Source organism: Pseudoxanthomonas sp. J31 (assembly GCF_000510725.1).
In the GTDB taxonomy this organism is placed as follows: Bacteria; Pseudomonadota; Gammaproteobacteria; order Xanthomonadales; family Xanthomonadaceae; genus Pseudoxanthomonas.
In genome coordinates this window covers 40,809-61,487 of record NZ_KI783312.1, presented here as the reverse complement: position 1 = coordinate 61,487, position 20,679 = coordinate 40,809, and the positions used below count along the sequence as shown (strand labels likewise).

Genomic DNA, 20,679 nt, shown 5'->3' with positions numbered 1-20,679 from the left:
GGGCGTGGCGGGGAATTGGTTGCCGGTGTGACGCTTCCCGCAGCCTGATGGAAGCTGCAACGAAGTGCGCCGGCACGCCCGGGATGCGCGTGGATTGCGCTTAGAATCGGCGGCTCATGCCCGGTGGTCGGGTGGTCAAGCCAACTCAATGTCCGCAGCTTCGCCCGCGCAAGACGCCGCCCAAGGCGGCTGGATCGTCCTCAAGTTCGGCGGTACCTCGGTGTCCCGCCGCCATCGCTGGGACACGATCGGCAAACTGGCGAAACAGCGGGCCGAGGCCACCGGCGGCCGCGTGCTGGTGGTGGTATCGGCGCTGTCGGGGGTGACCAACGAACTGACCGCGATCGCCGACGGCAGCGAGGACGCCGCCGCGCGCGTGGCCGCGCTGGAAGCGCGCCACCGCGAATTCCTCGCCGAACTGGAGCTGGATGCCGACGTGGCGCTGGGCGAGCGCCTGGCCGTGCTGCGCGGCCTGCTCGAGGACCCGCGCGCCGCGACCCGGCCGCTGGACTGGCAGGCCGAGGTGCTGGCCCAGGGCGAACTGCTCTCGTCCACCCTGGGCGCGGCCTACCTGCGCAAGCAGGGACTGGACATCGGCTGGATGGACGCGCGCGACTGGCTGCGCGCGCTGCCGCCGCAGCCGAACCAGAGCGAGTGGGCGCAGCGGCTGTCGGTGAACTGCCACTGGGAGTCCGACGGAGACTGGCGCGCGCGTTTCGCGCGGCAGCCCACGCGCGTGCTCATCACCCAGGGCTTCATCGCCCGCCACCAGGACGGCGGCACCGCGATCCTCGGCCGCGGCGGTTCGGATACCTCGGCCGCGTACTTCGGCGCGCTGCTGGGCGCCAGCCGTGTGGAGATCTGGACCGACGTGCCCGGCATGTTCAGCGCCAACCCGCGCGAGGTCCCGGACGCGCGCCTGCTCAGCCGCCTGGGCTACGCCGAGGCGCAGGAAATCACCACCACCGGCGCCAAGGTGCTGCATCCGCGCTCGATCAAGCCATGCCGCGACTCCGGCGTGCCGATGGCGATCCTGGACACCGAGCGCCCGGAGCTGCCAGGCACGGTGATCGACCGCAGCGCCGCCACCGTGGCCGGCGTGAAGGCGATCAGCCGCCGCAACGGCGTGGTCCTGGTGTCGGTGGAGGACATCGGCATGTGGCAGCAGGTCGGCTACCTGGCCGAGGTGTTCGCGCTGTTCCGCAAGCACGGGCTGTCGGTGGACATGATCGGCACCTCGCAGACCAACGTCACCGTGTCGCTGGATCCGAGCGAGAACCTGCTGAGCCAGAACGTGCTCTCGGCGCTGGCCGAGGACCTGGGGAAGATCGGGCGGGTGAAGGTGATCGTGCCGTGCGCCGCCATCACCCTCGTCGGCCGCGGCATGCGCTCGCTGCTGCACCGGCTGTCCGAGGTGTTCTCCAGCTTCGTGCACGAGCGCGTGCACATGATCTCGCAGTCGTCCAACGACCTGAACCTGACCTTCGTGATCGACGAGGCCGACGCCGACGGCCTGCTGCCGCAGCTGCACGCAGCGCTGATCGACAGCGGCGCCATGCCGGTGCAGGAAACCGAGGTGTTCGGCCCGCGCTGGCGCGAGATCAACGGCGCGGTGCGGCCGCGCCCGCAGCCGTGGTGGAAGCTGGAGCGGCCGCGCCTGCTGCAGCTGGCCGAAGCCGGCACGCCGCGCTACGTCTACCACCTGCCGACCGTGCGCGAGCGCGCGCGGCAGCTGCAGGCGGTGGCCGCGGTGGACCGCCGCTACTACGCGATCAAGGCCAATCCGCACCCGGCGATCCTCAAGGTGCTGGCGGAGGAGGGCTTCGGCCTGGAGTGCGTGTCGCTGGCCGAGCTGCACCACGTGTTCGCCGCGGTGCCGGGGATCGAGCCGTCGCGGGTGCTGTTCACCCCCAGCTTCGCCCCGCGCGGGGAATACGAGCAGGCGCTGGCGCTGGGCGTGACCGTCACCGTCGACAACGTCGAGTTGCTGCGCAACTGGCCGGAGACCTTCCGCGGCCGCTCGCTGTGGTTGCGCATCGACCTGGGCCACGGCGACGGCCACCACCAGAAGGTCAACACCGGCGGCAAGGAGGCCAAGTTCGGCCTGTCCGCGCAGCGGGTGGACGAGTTCGTGGCCGAGGCGCGCGCGCTTGGCATCGTCATCACCGGCCTGCACGCGCACCTGGGCAGCGGGGTGGAGAACATGGGCCACTGGCGGCAGATGTGCGACGAGCTGGCCGGCTTCGCCCGCCGCATCGGCACCGTGGCGACCCTGGACATCGGCGGCGGGCTGCCGATCCCGTACGCGCCGGACGACGAACCGTTCGACCTGGAGGCCTGGGCCGCGAGCCTGGCCGAGGTGCGCGCGGTGCACCCGGCGTTCGGCCTGGTGGTCGAGCCGGGCCGCTTCCTGGTGGCCGAGGCCGGCGTGCTGCTGGCGCGCGCCACCCAGGTGGTGGAGAAGGACGGCATCGTGCGCGTGGGCCTGGACGCGGGCATGAACGCGCTGGTGCGCCCGGCGATGTACGACGCCTGGCACGACATCGTGAACCTGCAGCGGATCGATGCCCCGGCCGATGGCCAGTTCGACGTGGTCGGCCCGATCTGCGAGTCCAGCGACCTGTTCGGCAAGCGCCGCCGGCTGCCACGCGACACCGCCCCGGGCGACGTGATGCTGCTGGCCGACACCGGCGCCTACGGCCATGCCATGGCCAGCCGCTACAACCTGCGCGAGCTGCCGCCGGAGGACGTGATCGATGGGCCCGTGGCCTGACACGGGCCTGCTCCCGGGCGCCGCCGCCGTGGCCGGCGCCGCCCGTGGCCCCGGCGCGCGGCGGTCAAGGCTGCCTTCGGCCGCGCTTGGCGCTACGCTGGCGGCTTCCGTGGCGGGCCGCGGCGCGGCCGCCACCCCCGATTTCCTGCCTGGCGGCCCCGCACCGCGGCGCCCGGCGTGCTCCACCCTGGATCCTGCATGACTGCATTCGACCGCGATTCCATCCGCGTTTTCCGCTTCGTCCGCTGCGGCTTCGACCCGGCGACCGGCGTGGCCGAGCTGGCCTACGCCTTCGACGAAGGCCCGGAGCTGGTGGAAACCGTCACCATCCCCGGCGCCCCGTTCGCGCTGGACGCCACCCGCGCCGCGGCGGTGGAACAGGCCCTGCGCCTGCTGCACCTGGTCGCGGGCGTCAGCTACTACAAGGCCGCGGTGCCGCCGCAGATCCGGATCGACGGCTACCCGATCGACGAGGCCACCGCCGCGCTGATGGAGCAGGTGTACCTCAACGGCCTGGGCGAGTTCGCCTACCGCAACGGCCTGGACCTGCGCGGGCGCATCCGCTTCCCGCGTGACGGCGCCGCAACCGGGCAGGCACCGGCCGCCGGGCTGCCGGAACGTGCGCTGGTGGCCATCGGCGGTGGCAAGGACTCGCTGGTCAGCATCGAGGCGCTGCGCGCCGCCGGGGTGGAGCAGACCGTGGCCTGGATCGGCGGCTCGCAGCTGATCCGCACCTGCGCCGAGCGCACCGGCCTGCCGGTCCTCAACATCGGCCGCGCGCTGGCGCCGGCGCTGTTCGAGATCAACCGCCAGGGCGCGTACAACGGCCATATCCCCGTGACCGCGGTGAACTCGGCGATCCTGGTGCTGGCCGCGCTGCTGACCGGCCACGGCCAGGTGGTGTTCTCCAACGAGCGCTCGGCCAGCTACGGCAGCCTGATCCCCGGCACTGGCGAAGTGAACCACCAGTGGTCCAAGGGCTGGGCCTTCGAGCAGGCCTTCGGTGAGCACGTCGAGCGCGTGGTTGCGGCCGACCTGCACTACTACTCGCTGCTGCGCCCGCTGTCGGAGCTGGCGGTGGCGCGGCAGTTCGCGCGCAGCGACCGCTACGACGCGCATTTCTCCAGCTGCAACCGCAACTTCCACATCCTCGGCGAAAAGCCGGCGCAGCGCTGGTGCGGGCTGTGCCCGAAGTGCCACTTCGTGTTCCTGGCGCTGGCACCGTTCATGCCCAAGCCCCGGCTGGTGAGGATCTTCGGGCGCAACCTGCTGGACGATCCGGGCCAGGCCGCCGGCTACGACGCGCTGCTGGAGTTCCAGGACCACAAGCCGTTCGAGTGCGTGGGCGAGGGCAGGGAATCGCGCGCGGCGATGGAGCAACTGGCCGGCCGTGCCGAATGGCGCGAGGACGCGCTGGTGGCGCGCTACGCGCGCGAGATCCGGCCGCAGCTGGATCCGGCGGAACTGGCGATCGAACCGCTGCTGCAGGCCGGTGGCGAGCACCGCGTGCCGGCCGCGCTGTGGGAGCGGGTGAGTGCGCATTTCGCAGCTTGAGGGACGGCGCGTCGCGTTGTGGGGCTGGGGGCGCGAAGGCCGCGCCGCCTGGAAGGCGGTCCGCACGCGGCTGCCGCAGCTGCCGCTGGCGCTGTTCTGCAACGAGGCCGAGGCGGCCACCGTCGCCGGCCTGGGCGATCCGCTGCTGCAGCCGCGCACCCAGGTCGATGCCGATGCGCTGGCCGCGTTCGACATCGTGGTGAAGTCGCCGGGCATCAGCCCGTACAAGCCCGAGGCCCTGGCCGCCGCCGCGCGCGGCACGTGCTTCATTGGCGGGACCACGCTGTGGTTCGGCGAGCATGCCGATGCACGCACCGTGTGCGTGACCGGCACCAAGGGCAAGAGCACCACCACCTCGCTGCTGGCCCACCTGCTGCGCGCCGGCGGCCACAGCACCGCCCTGGCCGGCAACATCGGCCTGCCATTGCTCGAAGTACTGGATCCGCAACCGGCGCCGGAGTTCTGGGCGATCGAACTGTCCAGCTATCAGACCGGCGACGTCGCCCGCAGTGGTGCGCATCCGGAGGTGGCGGTGGTGCTCAACCTGTTCCCCGAGCACCTGGACTGGCACGGCAGCGAAGACCGCTACATCGAGGACAAGCTGCGCCTGGTCACCGGAGCGCGGCCGCGCATCGCGGTGCTCAACGCCGCCGATCCGCGCCTGGCGCGACTGCAGCTTCCGGACAGCCGCATCGTGTGGTTCAACCGCGAGGACGGCTGGCACCTGCGCGACGACGCCCTGTACCGCGGCGACGCCTTCGTGTTCGACACCGCGGCCGTGCCGCTGCCCGGGCGCCACAACCGCGGCAACCTGTGCGCGGTGCTGGCGGCGATCGAGGCGCTGGGCGTGGACGCCGCGCCGCTGGCGCCGGCGGCGATGGACTTCCGCCCGCTGCCGCACCGCCTGCAGTGGCTGGGCGAGCGCGACGGCATCGGCTACGTCAACGATTCGATCAGCACCACCCCGCACGCCAGCCTGGCGGCGCTGGACTGCCATCGCGGCTCGCCGGTGGCGATCCTGCTGGGCGGCCACGACCGCGGCCTGGACTGGCACGGCTTCGCCGAGCGCCTGCGTGCGCAGCCGCCACGGGCGGTGGTCACCATGGGCGCCAATGGCCCGCGCATCCATGACTTGCTGGCACCGCTGGCCGCCGAGGGCCTGTTCGCGCTGGAAGCGGCCGACGACCTGGCCGACGCGGTGGCCCGCGCGCAGCGGCTGCTGGCCGGCCGCGGCCTGGTCCTGCTGTCGCCGGGCGCGCCGAGTTTCGGCGCCTATCGCGACTACACCGAGCGAGGCCGCCACTTCGCGGCCCTGGCCGGGTTCGATCCGGACGGCATCAGCGCCATTCCCGGGCTTGGCGTGGCCTGAGCGACGTAGCCGGGGCCGCGGGGGTGCACTGCGGCAGGCCGCGGTGCGGCGCGCGGACGGGCCGCGCGCGCAGGTGCAAAGGGATGGGCCGCGCGGCGGCCCCGGGGATCAGTGGCTGCGCTCGACCGCGTAGCGGGCCAGGCCGCGCAGCGCCTGCAGGGCCTCGCTCTCCGGCAGCCCGGCAAGCGCCGCCTCGGCCTCGGCGGCGTAGTCCATCGCGCGCTTGCGGCTGTACTCCAGGCCGCCGGTGGCGCGGATCGCGGCCAGCACCTCGTCCATGGCCGAGGTGTCGCCTTCCTGCACGATCTGGCGCAGGCGCTGGCGGGTGGCCTCGCCGGAATGGGTCATGGCGTGGATCAGCGGCAGGGTGGCCTTGCCCTCGGCCAGGTCGTCGCCGAGGTTCTTGCCCAGGGTGGCGGCATCGGCGGTGTAGTCGAGCACGTCGTCGGCGATCTGGAAGGCATAGCCCAGGGCCATGCCGTAGTCGTACAGCGCCTGCTGGGTGGCGGCGTCGGCATTGGAGGCCAGCGCGCCCAGGCGGGTGCCGGCGGCGAACAGCACCGCGGTCTTGCGCTCGATCACGCGCAGGTAGGCGGCCTCGTCGGTGTCCGGGTTGCGCACGTGCAGCAGCTGCAGCACCTCGCCTTCGGCGATGCGGTTGGTGGTGTCGGCCAGCACCTGCATCACCTCCATCCGGTCCAGCTCGACCATCAGCTGGAAGCTGCGCGAGTACAGGAAGTCGCCGACCAGCACGCTGGCGGCGTTGCCCCAGATCGCGTTGGCGGTGCTGCGGCCGCGGCGCAGGTCGGATTCGTCGACCACGTCGTCGTGCAGCAGGGTGGAGGTGTGGATGAACTCGATGATCGCCGCCAGCTGGTGGTGGTCGGCGGTGGTGCCGAAGCTGCCGGCGGTGGCCTGCCCGGCCAGCACCACCAGCATCGGGCGCAGGCGCTTGCCGCCGGCCGAGACGATGTGCTCGGCGATCTGGTTGATCAGGACCACGTCCGACGCCAGGCGGGTGCGGATCAGGCTGTCGACCGCGGCCATGTCGGCGGCCGCGAGGGCCTGGATCTGGGGCAGGGAGGCGTAGGAGGGGGAGCTGAAGTGGTCTGCCATGCTGGCCGCCTGGAATACAGGCGCGGAATTATAAGCCGCCGGCAGCGGGCAGCCCCAAGCAGGGTGGGGGGGGCTGGCCACTGGCGCGCCCTTCGGACCGGTGCCTGCCTGGCGCGGGGCGCGCTGCGCGTTCGGATACCTGAACGCGCAGCGCGTGGTCCTGCCTTGGGCCGGAGCGTGGGCAGGGGCAGGCTGGCCGCGACGGAAGCGGGGCGGTCCGCCGGCCACGGGCGGGCAACGCGGGGCCGGGCGCAGGGATCGGCACGCACCTGCGGAATATCCCTACGCAAGGATCCGCTCTCCGGCGATGGCGCGGGAGGGGCGGCTATACTCTCCTACCTTCCCCGGATCCGGTCGGGTCCTGCACACGGAATCAGAACTATGGCGCGCGGCATCAACAAGGTGATCCTGGTCGGCAACCTCGGCGACGATCCCGAAACCAAGTACACGCAGTCCGGCATGGCCGTGACCACCATCCGCCTGGCCACCACCAGCGTGCGCAAGGACCGCGATGGCAACACCCAGGAGCGCACAGAGTGGCACCGGGTGAAGTTCTTCGGCAAGCTCGGCGAGATCGCCGGCGAGTACCTGCGCAAGGGCTCGCAGTGCTACGTGGAAGGCTCGATCCGCTACGACAAGTTCACCGGCCAGGACGGCCAGGAGCGCTACATCACCGAGATCATCGCCGACGAGATGCAGATGCTCGGTGGCCGTGGCGGCGGTGGCGGCGAGGGTGGCTATGCCGGCGGCGACCGGCCGCAGCGCAGCGCCCCGCCGCGCCGCGAGTACGGTGGCGGCCAGCGCAGCGCCCCGGCGCCGGCCCCGGCCGCCCCGGCGGCGGGCGGCTTCGACGACGGCTTCGCCGACGACGACATCCCGTTCTGACTGGAATACAGGCGCGGAATTAGCCGGCCCGCGCCGCCCCGGCGGCGCCGGCCCGGTCCCGGAATGTCCCGGCGCGGACGGCCCTGGCCGTCCGCGCCGCGTTTGTGCGCCTGCCGGTCCGGAAAGGGACGGCACCGGTACTGGACCTGCCGCCCCGGGGCCGATAACGTGGCGGCCTCTTTGTATGCAGGGGTAACAGAATGGCCGGCCCGGGCACGCCACAGTTGACTTTCCGCGCCGTCGTCCTCGCCATCGTGCTCGCGGTGGTGCTGTCGGCGGCCAATGCCTACCTCGGCCTGTTCGCCGGCCTGACCGTGGCCACCGCGATCCCCGCGGCGGTGGTGTCCATGGGCGTGCTGCGCCTGCTGGGCGGCGGCACCATCCTGGAGAACAACATCGTCCAGACCGGCGCCTCGGCCGGCTCGTCGATCGCCGCCGGCGTGATCTTCACCATCCCCGCCCTGGTCCTGATGGGCTACTGGCCGGACTTCGACTACTGGTGGGTACTGGGCATCGCCGGCCTCGGCGGCCTGCTGGGCGTGCTGTTCTCGGTGCCGCTGCGGCGCACGATGATCGTCGAGGAGCCGCTGCCGTTCCCCGAGGGCAAGGCCGCGGCCGAAGTGCTCAAGGCCGGCGAGAATCCCGGCCCGGGCCTGAAGATCCTCGGCATCTCCGCCGCCATCGGTGGCCTGGTCAAGCTGGCCGCCGCCAACGGCCTGCGCCTGATCCCGGACAGCTGGGCGGTGGCCGGCTACTTCGCCAACAACAAGGTGATCGGCTATCTCGGCACCGGCCTGTCGCCGGCGCTGCTGGGCGTGGGTTACATCGTCGGCCTGAACGTGGGCATCGTGGTGCTGTCCGGCGCGATCCTGTCCTGGCACATCGCCATCCCGCTGTACCACGCCTTCTTCCTCGACAGCGATCCGGCCCTGGCCAGCGCGATTGCCGGTGCACCGGCGGCTGACGCGGCCTTCGCCATCTGGTCGGCCAAGGTCCGCTTCCTGGGCGTGGGCGCGATGCTGATCGGCGGCGTGTGGACCCTGTTCTCGCTGCGCAACTCCCTGCTGGCCGGCATCAAGAGCGGCTTCGCCGCCGCGCGCAAGGGCGCGATGCACGGCGCGGTGATCGCCGAGACCGACCGCGACCTGCCGATGAAGTGGATGCTGTTGGCGCTGGTGGCCTTCGTGGTGCCGCTGTGGCTGCTGTACCACGCCATCGTCGGCTTCTGGGTGGCCAGCCTGGCCATGACCCTGATCATGATCGCGGCCGGCTTCCTGTTCGTGTCCGTGTCCGGCTACCTGGCCGGCCTGGTCGGCTCGTCCAACAACCCGGTCTCGGGCATCACCATCGCCACCATCCTGTTCGCCTCGGTGGTGCTGCTGGTGCTGCTGGGCGCCGACGGCCAGACCCAGGTCGGCGGCGCGCCGCTGGGCGCGGTCGCGGCGATCATGATCGGCGCGGTGGTGTGCTGCGCCGCGGCCGTGGGCGGCGACAACCTGCAGGACCTGAAGACCGGCTACCTGGTCGGCGCCACCCCGTGGAAGCAGCAGCTGATGCTGGGCATCGGCGCCTTCTCCTGCGCGCTGATCATGGCCCCGGTGCTGAACCTGCTGCAGGAGGCCTACGGCATCGGCTCCAAGACCCTGCCGGCGCCGCAGGCCAACCTGATGGCCTCGGTGGCCAAGGGCCTGTTCGGCGGCGAGCTGCCGTGGACCATGATCGGCATCGGCGCGGTGATCGGCGCGATCGTGATCGCGATCGACGGCTGGCTGAAGAAGACCGGCAAGCGCTTCCGCGTGCCGGTGCTGGCCGCGGCCATCGGCATCTACCTGCCGCTGGAACTGATGGTGCCGATCTTCCTCGGCGGCCTGCTGGCGCACCTGGTCGAGCGCTTCCACAAGGCCAGCCCCGACGACGAGGCGGCGCTGGACCGCGTGCACCGTCCCGGCGTGCTGTTCTCGGCCGGCCTGATCACCGGCGAGGCGCTGATGGGCATCGGCATCGCCCTGCCGATCGTGATCAGCCAGGACGCCGAGGTGCTGGCGCTGCCGGTGGACCTGGGCGCCGCCGGGCAGTGGGTGGGTCTGGTGGTGCTGGCCCTGGTCGGCTGGCTGCTGTACCGCACCGGCAAGCGCGCAGAACAGGCGGGCTGAGCCGGCAGGCTCGGCAAACCGGGCGGAAGGCCGGCATGACCTTCCGCCTTTGCGCCGGCCCGGCGGCGCTGCCTAGCATCCGGGATCGCCTTCATTCCAAGGAGTCCCCGATGTCCGCACGCACGCCCCTCGCCCTGGCCCTGGCCGGCCTGCTCGTCCTCGGCGTGGCCAACGACGCCGAGGCCGCCCGCGGCTTCGACGTCCGCGACCTGCACAAGCTGGACCGCGTCTCTTCCCCGGTGCTGTCGCCGGACGGCGCGCGCGTGGTGTTCGCCAAGCGCGAGATCGGCGAGGACCTGGGCAAGGCCAGCACCGGCCTGTGGATCCGCGACCTGCGCACCCGCGACCTGGCACCGCCCAGGCGCCTGACCCCGGAAGGCTGGAGCGTCAACTCGCCCGCGTTCTCCGCCGATGGCCAGTCGGTGTACTTCCTCAGCGCGAAGGACGGCACCCAGCAGCTGTACTCGATCCCGGTCACCGGCGGGCAGCCGCGGCAGCTGACCCGCTATCCGCTGGACATCGGCAGCTACAAGGTCTCCCCGGACGGCAAGCGCATCGCGGTGAGCATGGACGTGTTCCCCGACTGCGGCGCCAACCTCGACTGCACCGTCTCGCGCCTGGACGAGCGCGGGAAGTCGAAGACCAGCGGCGTGCTCTACGACCAGCTGTTCGTGCGCCACTGGGACACCTGGGCCGACGGCCGCCACAGCCGCCTGTTCGTGACCACGCCGGCCAACGGCGACAAGGCGCCGGCACCGGTGCTGGTGGGCGCGGCGAAGAACGACCCGGTGGGCCACGTGCCGTCGCGTCCGTTCGGCGGTTCCGACGAGTACACCTGGTCGCCGGACGGCAAGTCGCTGGTGTTCTCCATGCGCGTGGCCGACCGCCAGGAGCCGTGGTCGACCAACTTCGACCTGTACCTGTACCGCGACGGCCAGCCGCTGAAGAACCTGACCGCCTCCAACCCGGCCTGGGACACCGGCCCGGTGTTCAGCGCCGACGGCAAGACCCTGTACTACCGCGCGATGAAGCGCCCGGGCTTCGAGGCCGACCGCTTCGGCCTGATGGCGATGGACCTGGCCAGTGGCAAGGTGCGCGAGATCGCGCCGAGGTGGGACCGCAGCGCCGATGGCATCGTGCTGTCCGCCGACGGCAAGACCATCTACACCACCGCCCAGCACCTGGGCCAGCACCCGCTGTTCGCGGTGGACGTGGCCAGCGGCAAGGTCGAGCAGGTGGTGGGCGAGGGCAGCATCTCCGCCTTCGACATCGCCGGCGACACCCTGGCCTTCACCCGCAACTCCCTCAAGAGTGGCGACCAGCTGTTCACCGCCGCGCTGTCCAGCCCGGCCGCGCAGCGCGCCATCACCCCCAGCGCGGGCGAGATGCTGCCGGAGGTGGCCTTCGGCGAGTACGAGCAGTTCACCTTCGCCGGCTGGAACAACGAGACCGTGCACGGCTACGTGGTCAAGCCGTGGAACTACGAGGAAGGCAAGCGCTACCCGGTGGCGTTCCTGATCCACGGCGGCCCGCAGGGCAGCTTCGGCGACGGCTGGAGCTACCGCTGGAACCCGCAGACCTACGCCGGCCAGGGCTACGCCGTGGTGATGATCGACTTCCACGGCTCCACCGGCTACGGCCAGGCCTTCACCGATTCCATCAGCGGCGACTGGGGCGGCAAGCCGCTGGAGGACCTGCAGAAGGGCTGGGCCGCGGCGCAGCAGAAGTACCCGTTCCTGGACGGCGACCGCGCCTGCGCCCTGGGCGCCAGCTACGGCGGCTACATGATCAACTGGATCGCCGGCAACTGGTTCGAGTCCGATGGAAGCTCGCCGTGGAAGTGCCTGGTCAACCACGACGGCGTGTTCGACACCCGCGCCATGGGCTACGTGACCGAGGAGCTGTGGTTCACCGAGTGGGAGAACGGCGGCACCCCGTACGACAAGCCGGAGAACTTCGAGAAGTTCAACCCGGTCAACCACGTCGCCAAGTGGCGCGTGCCGATGCTGGTGGTGCAGGGCGAGAAGGACTACCGCGTGCCGGTGGACCAGGGCCTGTCCGCCTTCACCGCGCTGCAGCGCAAGGGGATCGAGTCGCAGCTGCTCTACTTCCCGGACGAGAACCACTGGGTGCTCAAGCCGGCCAACAGCGTGCTCTGGCACGACACCGTCAACGCCTGGCTGAAGAAGCACATCGGCCAGTGAACCAGACGGAAAGCCGGCGCGAGCCGGCTTTCCGCTTTGCGCGGCCCCGCCGCACCGCAAGCAACGGAGCTGTACATGGCGCCCGAAACCGCCGAAACGTCGACTGCCCTGATCGCCAACGACATCGTCGTGTTCGGCCTGATCGCGGCCACCCTGGGCCTGATCTTCTGGCTGGCCAGCGGGCCCACCCCGTTCTGGAAGAAGTTCTTCGCCTGGGTGCCGGCGCTGCTGCTGTGCTACTTCGTGCCGGCGATCTACAACACCGTTGGCCTGATCGACGGCAGCCAGGGCGCGGTCTACAACCCGATCGGCAGCCGCGTGCTGCTGCCGGTGGCCCTGGTCCTGCTGACCATGACCATCGACCTGAAGGGCGTGCTCAGGCTCGGTCCACGGCTGCTGTTCGTGTTCTGCGCCGCCACCTTCGGCCTGTTCCTGGGCGCGATCGTGGCCTTCCAGCTGTTCCAGTGGTTCTGGCCGGACGTGGTGGCCGGCGAGGTGTGGAAGGGCATGGCGGCGCTGGCCGGCAGCTGGATCGGCGGCGGCGCCAACATGGTGGCGATCCGCGAGGTGTACCAGGTCGACGCCACCCTGTTCGGCCAGTTCGCGGTGGTGGACGTGGCCATCGCCAACAGCTGGATGGCCGTGCTGCTGTTCCTGGCCGGGCGCGCGGCCAGCATCGACGCGCGCAGCGGCGCCGACACCTCGGCCATCGACGAGATGAAGAAGCGCCTGGAGGCCTACGAGGCGGCCAACGCGCGCATCCCGACCCTCACCGACCTGATGGTGATCCTGGGCATCGGCTTCGGCATCGTCGGCGCGGCCCACGCCGTGTCCGAGCCGGTGGCCGCCTGGTTCGGCGCGCACGTGCCCAACGCCAGCCAGTACAGCCTGGACTCGGCCTTCGTCTGGGTGGTGCTGCTGGCCACCTTCGCCGGCCTGGGGCTGAGCTTCACCCCGGTGCGGCGGCTGGAAAACGCGGGCATGGCCAAGATCGGCAGCGCGTGCCTGTACTTCCTGATCGCCAGCATCGGCATGCAGATGGACTTCACCCGCCTGGCCGAGCGGCCCGGCCTGTTGGCGCTGGGCGTGGTGTGGATGGGCGTGCACATCCTGGTGCTGTGGGGGGCGGCCAGGCTGGTCCGGGCGCCGCTGTTCTATTTCGCGATCGGCTCGCAGGGCAACATCGGCGCCGCCGCATCGGCGCCGGTGGTGGCGGCGGCCTTCCATCCGACGCTGGCCCCGGTGGGCGTGCTGCTGGGCACGGTGGGCTATGCCACCGGCACGATGATCGCGTACTGGCTGGGGCAGATCCTGCGGATGATGGCAGGGCAGTAAGCCGTCGCTCCGACGCGCGCACCGGAAAGGCGAAGCCCCGGCTTCGCCTTTCTTTTTGCGGCGTTCGTGGCCCCTCGTGCCGCGCGACAAGGGGCTCGAAGCGGTTCTTCCGTAGCCCGGGTAAGCGAAGCGCACCCGGGGATGCCCGCGACAAAGGCGGCCCCGCCCAGATTCGTCCCGCGGCTCCGGGCTGCGCGTGCTGCAAAGGCACGGGTAACATCGAAACATGCTTTGCCATCCGCTTCGCGGCTGGCGAGTCACTTTTCCTTGCCCGTGCAAAGAGGCGCTTCCCGGCGCCGAATGGCTGCCTGGAAATAACAAAGAAGAACGCCAACCCGAACCCCTCGCCGTCCGGCCGCGCCGGCCGGTGCCCTGCGCTTCCCGCAACGGCGGAGCAGGGCCCATGTCTCGCTTCGCCCGGACGTACGGCCTCCACCGCGCCGCCGTGGCGGCGATGCCAGGTTCGCTGCAACGGGCGGAATGACAGCAACAGCAACACGGCAGGGCAGGAGTGCCTGGAAAAAAAGAAGGGCGAAGCTTTCGCTTCGCCCTCCCGGGTTCACCTGCCTCCGACCCTCAGCAGCAGCGGAATCCACTGCGTCCGCCAAAGCGGGCTTCCTGCCGCTCGCGGAAGAAGGTCTTGTAGTCCATCGGCTCCTTGTCCGGATGTTTCTCCAGCATGTGCCGGACATAGTTGTCGTAGTCCGGGATGCCGCAGCACAGCCGCGCGGTCTGGACCAGCCGCCGCCACACCCGCTTGTGCGTGGCGTAGTGGGCGACGGGGACGAGCTGGGTACCCATGGCGTCCTCCTTACAGGTGGGCCTGCGCGGCCTGCTGCTCCGCGGTGAGCGCGACGTAGGCGGTCTCGCGGTCGGTGCGCGCCGGGTTGGCGCGAGCGGCCAGGATCGCGCGGATCGAGTAGAACAGGATCGAGAACACGACCAGCAGGAACAGCACGGTCAGGCCGGTGTTGACGTAGGCATTGGTCACCACCTGGTGCATCTGGTCCATGTTCTTGGCCGGGGCCAGCACCTGGCCGGAGGCGATACCGTCCTGGAACTTGCGTGCCTGGGCGAGGAAGCCCTGCGCCGGGTTGCTGTCGAAGATCTTGATCAGGCCTGCCCAGGTGGTGCAGATCAGCAGCCAGGCCGCGGGCAGGGCGGTGACCCAGGCGTAGCGGTCGCGCTTCATCTTGAACAGCACCACCGTGCCCAGCATGAGCGCGATGCCGGCCAGCATCTGGTTGGAGATACCGAACAGCGGCCACAGGGTCTGGATGCCCCCGAACGGATCGACCACGCCGGTGTAGAGCAGGTAGCCCCACAGTGCCACGCAGCCACCGGTGGCGATGATGTTGGCGCCCCAGGACTCGGTGCGGCGCAGCGCCGGGATGAAGTTGCCCAGCAGGTCCTGCAGCATGAAGCGGCCGGAGCGGGTGCCGGCGTCCACCGCGGTGAGGATGAACAGCGCCTCGAACAGGATCGCGAAGTGGTACCAGAACGCCATCATCGCGTCGCTGCCGCTGGGGATGGCCTCGTGCAGGATCTGGGCGATGCCCACCGCCAGCGTGGGCGCGCCACCGGCGCGGTGCAGGATGGTCGGTTCGCCGATCGCGGCGGCCGTGGCCTCCAGGTCCTGCGGGGTGATGGTGAAGCCCCACTGCTGGGTGATGTGCGCCGCGGCCGAAGCTGCGTCCGCGCCGATCACCGCCGCCGGGCTGTTCATGGCGAAGTACACGCCCGGATCGATGATCGAAGCCGCGACCAGGGCCATGATCGCCACGAACGACTCCATCAGCATGCCGCCGTAGCCGATGTAGCGGGCGTGCCCCTCGTTGGCCAGCAGCTTGGGCGTGGTGCCCGAGCTGATCAGGGCATGGAAGCCGGACACCGCGCCGCAGGCGATGGTGATGAACAGGAACGGGAACATGCCGCCCTTCCACACCGGGCCCTCGCCGCTGGCGGCGAATTCGGTCAGCGCCGGCATGCGCAGTTCGGGCATCACGACCACGATGCCGATGGCCAGGGCGATGATGGTGCCGATCTTGAGGAAGGTGGATAGGTAGTCGCGCGGCGCCAGCAGCAGCCACACCGGCAGGACCGAGGCGACGAAGCCGTAGCCGATCAGCATCCAGGTGATCTGGGTCGCGGTGAAGGTGAAGGCCGGACCCCAGGTCGGATGCGAGGCGACCTGGCCGCCGAACCAGATCGCGCCCAGCAGCAGCACCAGGCCCACGACCGAGATCTCGCCGATCTTGCCGGGCCGGATGTAGCGCATGTAGATGCCCATGAAGATCGCGATCGGCATGGTCGCGATCACCGTGAACATGCCCCACGGGCTTTCGGCCAGCGCCTTGACCACCACCATCGCCAGGACGGCGAGGATGATGATCATGATCAGGAAGGCGCCGAACAGGGCGATGGTGCCGGGAATCGGCCCCATCTCCTCGCGCACCAGGTCGCCCAGCGAGCGGCCGTCGCGGCGCGAGGAGATGAACAGGATCATGAAGTCCTGCACCGCGCCGGCGAGCACCACGCCGACCACCAGCCACAGCAGGCCGGGCAGGTAGCCCATCTGCGCGGCGAGCACGGGGCCGACCAGAGGGCCTGCGCCGGCGATGGCGGCGAAGTGGTGGCCGAACAGCACGTGCTTGTTGGTCGGCACGTAGTCGAGGCCGTCGTTGTGCAGCACGGCGGGCGTGGCCCGGGTGGGATCCAGTCCCATGACCCGGTTGGCGATGAACTGGCCATAGAAGCGGTATGCGGCCAGGTAGATCGATACGGCTGCCACCACGATCCACAAGGCGTTGATCTGCTCGCCGCGGCGCAGTGCGATCGTGGCCAGACAGAACGCGCCGAGCAGCGCCAGCGCTGCCCACGCAACCTTCGAGAATGCCTTCATGTGTTGTCTCCGGCGGGGGTACGACAAGGGTCGTCCTGCGTGCCGGGACCGTCAATGCGCCTGCCGCTCCCGCGGCTTCGACTTTGGTCTTATCCGGCGGCGCGAGGATTCCACCGCGGGTGTTGTCGCGGTGTGTTCACAGCCAGCGTGCGCGCTTGAACAGACGGTACAGGACCACGCACACCAGGCCCACGCCGGCCGCCAGCGCCGGGTAGGCCCAGCGCGGCGCCAGCTCGGGCATGTGCGCGAAGTTCATGCCGTACCAGCTGGTGACCAGGGTCGGCGCGGCCAGCAGCGCGGCCCAGGCGCCCAGGCGCTTGACCGTCTCGCCCTGGGCCAGGGTGACCAGCGACAGGTTCACGCTCAGCGCGGTGCCGAGCATGTCGCGCAGGCTGTCGATCGCGTCGTTGATGCGCACCACGTGGTCGTGCACGTCGCGCAGGTACAGGCGCACGTCCTCCGGCACCAGCTGGCCCTGCGCCGCCTGGCTGCGCACCAGCTGCTGCAGCACGTCCTGCAGCGGCGACACCGAGCCGCGCATGTTGGTCAGTTCGCGCTTGAGGTCGTACAGGCGCACCACGATCTCGCGGCGGTAGGTATCGGAGAAGATGTCGCGCTCCAGCGCGTGCAGGGTGTCGCGGTGGGCATCGACGATCGGGGCGTAGTTGTCGACGATGAAGTCGAGCACGCCGTACAGCGCCATCGCCGGCCCGGGGCGCAGCAGCTCCGGTTCGCGCTCCAGGCGGGCGCGCACCGGGGCGTAGGACAGCGAGGCGCCGTGGCGCACGGTCAGCAGGAAGCGGCGGCCGAGGAAGGCGTGGGTCTCGCCATAGGCGATGCGGGTTCCCTCCATCTGTGCGGTGTGCGCGGCCACGAACAGGGTGTCGCCGTAGGCCTCGACCTTGGGCCGCTGGTGCGCCTTGCCGGCATCCTCCACCGCCAGCGGGTGCAGCCCCAGCGCTTGCTGCAGGCGGTCCAGGATCTCCTGCTGCGGCTCGTACAGGCCGATCCAGGCGAACCCCGGGACCTGCCCGGCGATGCGCCGGCCGACTTCCTCCAGCGACATGTCGTGGCGGCAGCCGTCGCCGTCGTACCAGGCGCAGGCGAGGACGCAGGCGGGCAGGGCGGCGGCGTTGGTCATGCGCGGCATCCTGCGGGCTGCCCGCGGCGGGGGCAAGCCCGGCTCAGGCGCGGCGGCCCAGGGCCAGCGCCAGGGCCAGGTGCAGCGGCAGCAGCAGGGCCACCCAGGGCTGGTTGAACTGCGGCTGCAGGCTCAGCCACTGCAGCACCCAGCCGACGCAGGCGATCGCCGCGACGGCCCACAGCAGCGGCCGGAACAGGCGCCCGGGGACCCGGCTGCGCAGCAGGGCGAACGCGCCGGGCAGCAGGAGCAGGCACAGCGGATCCAGCAGCGACAGGTTGCGGTTGGCCCAGCCTGCCTCGTGCGCCGTGCCCAGCCAGATGAAGGCCATCAGCGCCCCTCCGATGCCGCACAGCAGCCACAGCGGCGCGGCGAAGGCAGCCAGCGCGCGCGGGCGGCGGCGCAGGGCGAGGATCGCGACGGCCCCGGCAAGGCCGGCCAGCAGCCAGGGCCAGACCCGGCGCGGGCGCTCCACGGGCTCGGGAGCGATCAGGTGCGGCAGCAGTTCGTGCTCGGACAGCACCAGCGGGCGGCCGTCGGCCCGGCGCGCCTCGCGCAGGCTGTCGGCCAGGCGCATCGGCACGAAGGCCTCCTCCCAGCGCGACAGCGGCCGGTCGGCGTACGGGCCCAGGCCCAGGTCGAAGCCCAGCCACATCCACGCGGCCGGCCGCGCCAGGCGCACCGCCTCGCTGCGGTAGGTGTTGCCGCGTGAACGTCCCGCCAGCTGGCTGCGCAGCGCACCGCCCAGCGCCTGGTCGAGCGCGTCGCGCACCTGGGTGGCGCAGTTGGCGGTGAAGTAGTCGTAGCGGTAGCGCGCGTTCTCCGGACGGGCGCGCTCGGCCAGGCTGGCGGCCAGGGCCTCGGCCTGTTCCGGCTCCAGGTCCAGCCACTGCAGGGTCACGCCGCGGCCGGACTGGCGGTACTGCTCCAGGTCCTGCTCCAGCGGCAGCGCCACCAGCATGTACATCATCTCGCCGCGCACGAACCGGGCGACGAAGTCCGGCTCGGTCGGGTCGAAGTAGCCGAAGTTGTACGAGACCGCCTCGCCGCTGGCCGGGTCGGCCACGACGATGGCGTCGTGGCCGAAGCGCTCGAAGAACACCTCGCCCGGCTGCATGGTCAGCACCCCGATGCGGGGCGCGGCCGCGGCCACCGGGGCCAGCAGCGCCAGCAGGCCGGCCAGCAGCAGGGCGGCCCAGGCACGCGCCGGCATCAGTGCCCGTCCACCGTCTCGGCCGGCAGCACGCCGACCTGGAAGGCGCGCACCCGACGCGCGTCGGCGCGGATCACGCGGAACGCGAAGCGGTCCAGGGTCAGCTCCTCGCCGACCTCGGGCAGGTGGCCGATGGCCTCGGTCACCAGGCCGCCGATGGTGTCGTACTCGTCGTCGGGGAAGTCCGCGCCGAAGCGCTGGTTGAAGTCGCCGATCGGGGTCAGCGCGTCGACGATGTACTGGCCGTCGGCCTGCACCGCGATCAGCGCGCTGTCGTCGGCGGCCTCGTCGTGCTCGTCGTCGATCTGGCCGACGATCTGCTCCAGCACGTCCTCGATGGTGACCAGGCCGGCCACGCCGCCGTACTCGTCGACCACGATCGCCATGTGGTTGCGCGAGAGCCGGAACTCCTTGAGCAGGACGTTGAGCTTCTTGGATTCGGGGATCAGCACCGCCGGACGCAGCAGCGGGTTGATCTCGCACGGGCCCCGGTTGGCGGCCACGCCGCGCAGCAGGTCCTTGGCCAGCAGGATGCCGAGGATCTCGTCGCGGTCCTCGCCGTGCACCGGGAAGCGCGAGTGGCCGGATTCGACCACCTGGGCGATCAGTTCGGAGAAGGGCGCGTCGGCCGAAAGCGAGACCATCTGCGACCGCGACACCATGACGTCGCCCACGGTCAGCTCGGAGACCGAGAGCGCGCCTTCCATCATGCGCAGCGTGTCGGCGTCGATCAGCCCGTTGCCCTGGGCGTCGCGCAGCAGGGCGACCAGGTCCTCGCGGGTGTCGGGTTCGCCGGAAAAGGCGGCGCTGATGCGCTCGAGCCAGTTGCGTCGCCGCTCGTGCGGCTCGGAAGCGTGGTGGCTGCTACTGTCGTCTTCTGACATCTGGGGTGGAAACGGCGCCCCGATGCGGGGGCGTTGGGTCCCAGTCTAGCGTGGAAGGGCGACGCCGGGCGAGGCGCCGGTCGCAGGCGCGGGCTCCCCGGGTTCCAGCGGATCGCGGCTGTAGCTGCAGCCGGCCAGGGTCTTGCCCGGGTGGGAATCCACGTTCGAGACGTTGATCACGGCCGACTCGATCCAGCCGCCGTCCTCCGCGGCAACCTCCTCGGCCCGCACCTCCAGCCCGAACAGGGCCTTCTGCGGGGTGTCGATCCCGGTTTCCAGGCGCAGTTCCCGCGCCAGCACCCGCGGGTCCCCCAGGTCGAGCACGGCGAGGATGGCGTCGCCGGCCAGGGCGATGTGGTCGGTGCGGTGCCCGAACACCTCGACCGGGGTGTTGAGCCGGTACTCGAGCATGAACGGGTTGGCCTGGGCCTGCGGGCGCCAGCCGAGCGCGACCGCGGCCAGCGGGTCGGCCTGGACCGGCGCCAGCTGCATGAACGCTTCGTACGAGCCGCGGCACTCGATCAGCGCGCCCAGGTCGGGGGCGGCGGGGCGATCGGCGGCGGCGGCCGGGGCGAGGGCCAGGAGCAGGGCGGCGGCGGGGAGGCGCGTGGACACGGCTCAGTCCCCGCGCTCGGCCGCGTACGGGTCCGGCAGCCCCAGGCTGGCGAGGATCTCCCGCTCCAGCTGTTCCATGGCCTCGGCCTCCTTTTCGTCCTCGTGGTCCCAGCCCAGCAGGTGCAGGGTGCCGTGCACGGTGAGGTGGGCGTAGTGCGCGGCCAGGGCCTTGCCCTGCTCGGCCGCCTCGCGCGCCACCACCGGCGCGCAGATCACCAGGTCGCCCAGCAGCGGGAACTTGACCCCCTTGGGCAGGCCTTCCGGCAGCTCGGCCGGGAAGCTCAGCACGTTGGTGGCGTAGTCCTTGCCGCGGTAGTGGCGGTTGAGTGCCTGGCCCTCGGGCGCGTCGACGATGCGGATGGCCAGGTCGGCCTCGCGGATGCGTCCGGCCAGCGCGGCGGCCACCCACTTGCGGAAGCTCTGCGCGGCGGGCACGCCGGCGCGCGGCACCGCGTAGCTCACCGCGACATCGAGACGGACGGGGCCCTTGGTCATGGCTGCAGGATCGACGGGAATGGACGCGCAGTATCGCGCG

Annotated in this window: 15 protein-coding genes; 7 read left to right on the top strand and 8 right to left on the bottom strand. The window is 71.1% G+C overall.

The window, feature by feature from the left end:
• The first annotated feature begins 148 nt into the window (after positions 1-148).
• The 3 genes from PSEJ31_RS0114420 to murD all read left to right on the top strand — a co-directional run bounded on the left by PSEJ31_RS0114420 (position 149) and on the right by murD (position 5,696).
• Positions 149-2,773: a bifunctional aspartate kinase/diaminopimelate decarboxylase gene (locus PSEJ31_RS0114420; RefSeq protein WP_028915855.1), complete on the top strand. Its 2,625-nt coding sequence runs from the start codon at positions 149-151 to the stop codon at positions 2,771-2,773.
• A gap of 198 nt (positions 2,774-2,971) precedes the next feature.
• On the top strand, positions 2,972-4,327 hold the full coding sequence (gene murL, locus PSEJ31_RS0114415; protein WP_019398781.1) for a UDP-N-acetyl-alpha-D-muramoyl-L-alanyl-L-glutamate epimerase: 1,356 nt from the start codon (positions 2,972-2,974) through the stop codon (positions 4,325-4,327).
• Positions 4,308-5,696 carry a UDP-N-acetylmuramoyl-L-alanine--D-glutamate ligase gene (gene murD, locus PSEJ31_RS0114410; protein WP_028915854.1) on the top strand — a complete coding sequence of 463 codons (1,389 nt, stop codon included), beginning with the start codon at positions 4,308-4,310 and terminating at the stop codon, positions 5,694-5,696. Before murL ends, murD begins: the two co-directional genes overlap by 20 nt.
• Positions 5,697-5,804: 108 nt before the next feature.
• On the opposite strand, the gene PSEJ31_RS0114405 is transcribed toward murD, so the two are convergent.
• Positions 5,805-6,812, bottom strand: coding sequence for a polyprenyl synthetase family protein (locus PSEJ31_RS0114405; RefSeq protein ID WP_019398783.1), 1,008 nt, complete (start codon positions 6,810-6,812; stop codon positions 5,805-5,807).
• A gap of 381 nt (positions 6,813-7,193) precedes the next feature.
• Here PSEJ31_RS0114405 and ssb point away from each other — a divergent pair, with 381 nt between their 5' ends.
• The 4 genes from ssb (at position 7,194) to PSEJ31_RS0114385 (ending at position 13,389) form a co-directional block, all read left to right on the top strand.
• Entirely contained in the window at positions 7,194-7,697 is a 504-nt protein-coding gene (ssb, locus tag PSEJ31_RS0114400) for a single-stranded DNA-binding protein (protein WP_028915853.1), read from the top strand.
• A gap of 200 nt (positions 7,698-7,897) precedes the next feature.
• Positions 7,898-9,850, top strand: a complete 1,953-nt coding sequence (locus PSEJ31_RS0114395; RefSeq protein ID WP_028915852.1) for an oligopeptide transporter, OPT family — start codon at positions 7,898-7,900, stop codon at positions 9,848-9,850.
• Between the two features lie 110 nt (positions 9,851-9,960).
• Positions 9,961-12,054: a S9 family peptidase gene (locus PSEJ31_RS0114390; protein ID WP_037035335.1), complete on the top strand. Its 2,094-nt coding sequence runs from the start codon at positions 9,961-9,963 to the stop codon at positions 12,052-12,054.
• A gap of 75 nt (positions 12,055-12,129) precedes the next feature.
• Entirely contained in the window at positions 12,130-13,389 is a 1,260-nt protein-coding gene (locus PSEJ31_RS0114385; protein ID WP_037035332.1) for a DUF819 family protein, read from the top strand.
• Between the two features lie 576 nt (positions 13,390-13,965).
• Here the strand turns inward: PSEJ31_RS0114385 and PSEJ31_RS0114380 are convergent.
• From PSEJ31_RS0114380 to ybeY, 7 genes are all read right to left on the bottom strand, one after another.
• Positions 13,966-14,190 carry a CstA-like transporter-associated (seleno)protein gene (locus PSEJ31_RS0114380; protein ID WP_028915849.1) on the bottom strand — a complete coding sequence of 75 codons (225 nt, stop codon included), beginning with the start codon at positions 14,188-14,190 and terminating at the stop codon, positions 13,966-13,968.
• Between the two features lie 10 nt (positions 14,191-14,200).
• Positions 14,201-16,291 (bottom strand): carbon starvation CstA family protein, encoded by a 2,091-nt coding sequence (locus PSEJ31_RS0114375; protein WP_028915848.1) that lies wholly within the window; start codon positions 16,289-16,291, stop codon positions 14,201-14,203.
• A 136-nt stretch (positions 16,292-16,427) separates the two neighbouring features.
• The gene (locus PSEJ31_RS0114370; RefSeq protein ID WP_028915847.1) at positions 16,428-17,432 is read right to left on the bottom strand and encodes a magnesium and cobalt transport protein CorA; all 1,005 of its coding nucleotides are present in this window, start codon (positions 17,430-17,432) and stop codon (positions 16,428-16,430) included.
• A gap of 43 nt (positions 17,433-17,475) precedes the next feature.
• Positions 17,476-18,645 carry a DUF4105 domain-containing protein gene (locus PSEJ31_RS0114365; RefSeq protein WP_028915846.1) on the bottom strand — a complete coding sequence of 390 codons (1,170 nt, stop codon included), beginning with the start codon at positions 18,643-18,645 and terminating at the stop codon, positions 17,476-17,478.
• The gene (locus tag PSEJ31_RS0114360; protein WP_019397761.1) at positions 18,645-19,529 is read right to left on the bottom strand and encodes a transporter associated domain-containing protein; all 885 of its coding nucleotides are present in this window, start codon (positions 19,527-19,529) and stop codon (positions 18,645-18,647) included. The genes PSEJ31_RS0114365 and PSEJ31_RS0114360 overlap by 1 nt, the downstream gene beginning before the upstream one ends.
• A gap of 45 nt (positions 19,530-19,574) precedes the next feature.
• Positions 19,575-20,144, bottom strand: a complete 570-nt coding sequence (locus PSEJ31_RS0114355) for a hypothetical protein (RefSeq protein ID WP_028915845.1) — start codon at positions 20,142-20,144, stop codon at positions 19,575-19,577.
• A gap of 3 nt (positions 20,145-20,147) precedes the next feature.
• A complete protein-coding gene (gene ybeY, locus PSEJ31_RS0114350; protein WP_028915844.1) occupies positions 20,148-20,639 on the bottom strand; it encodes an rRNA maturation RNase YbeY in 492 nt (163 codons plus the stop codon).
• Between the last annotated feature and the right edge of the window lie 40 nt (positions 20,640-20,679).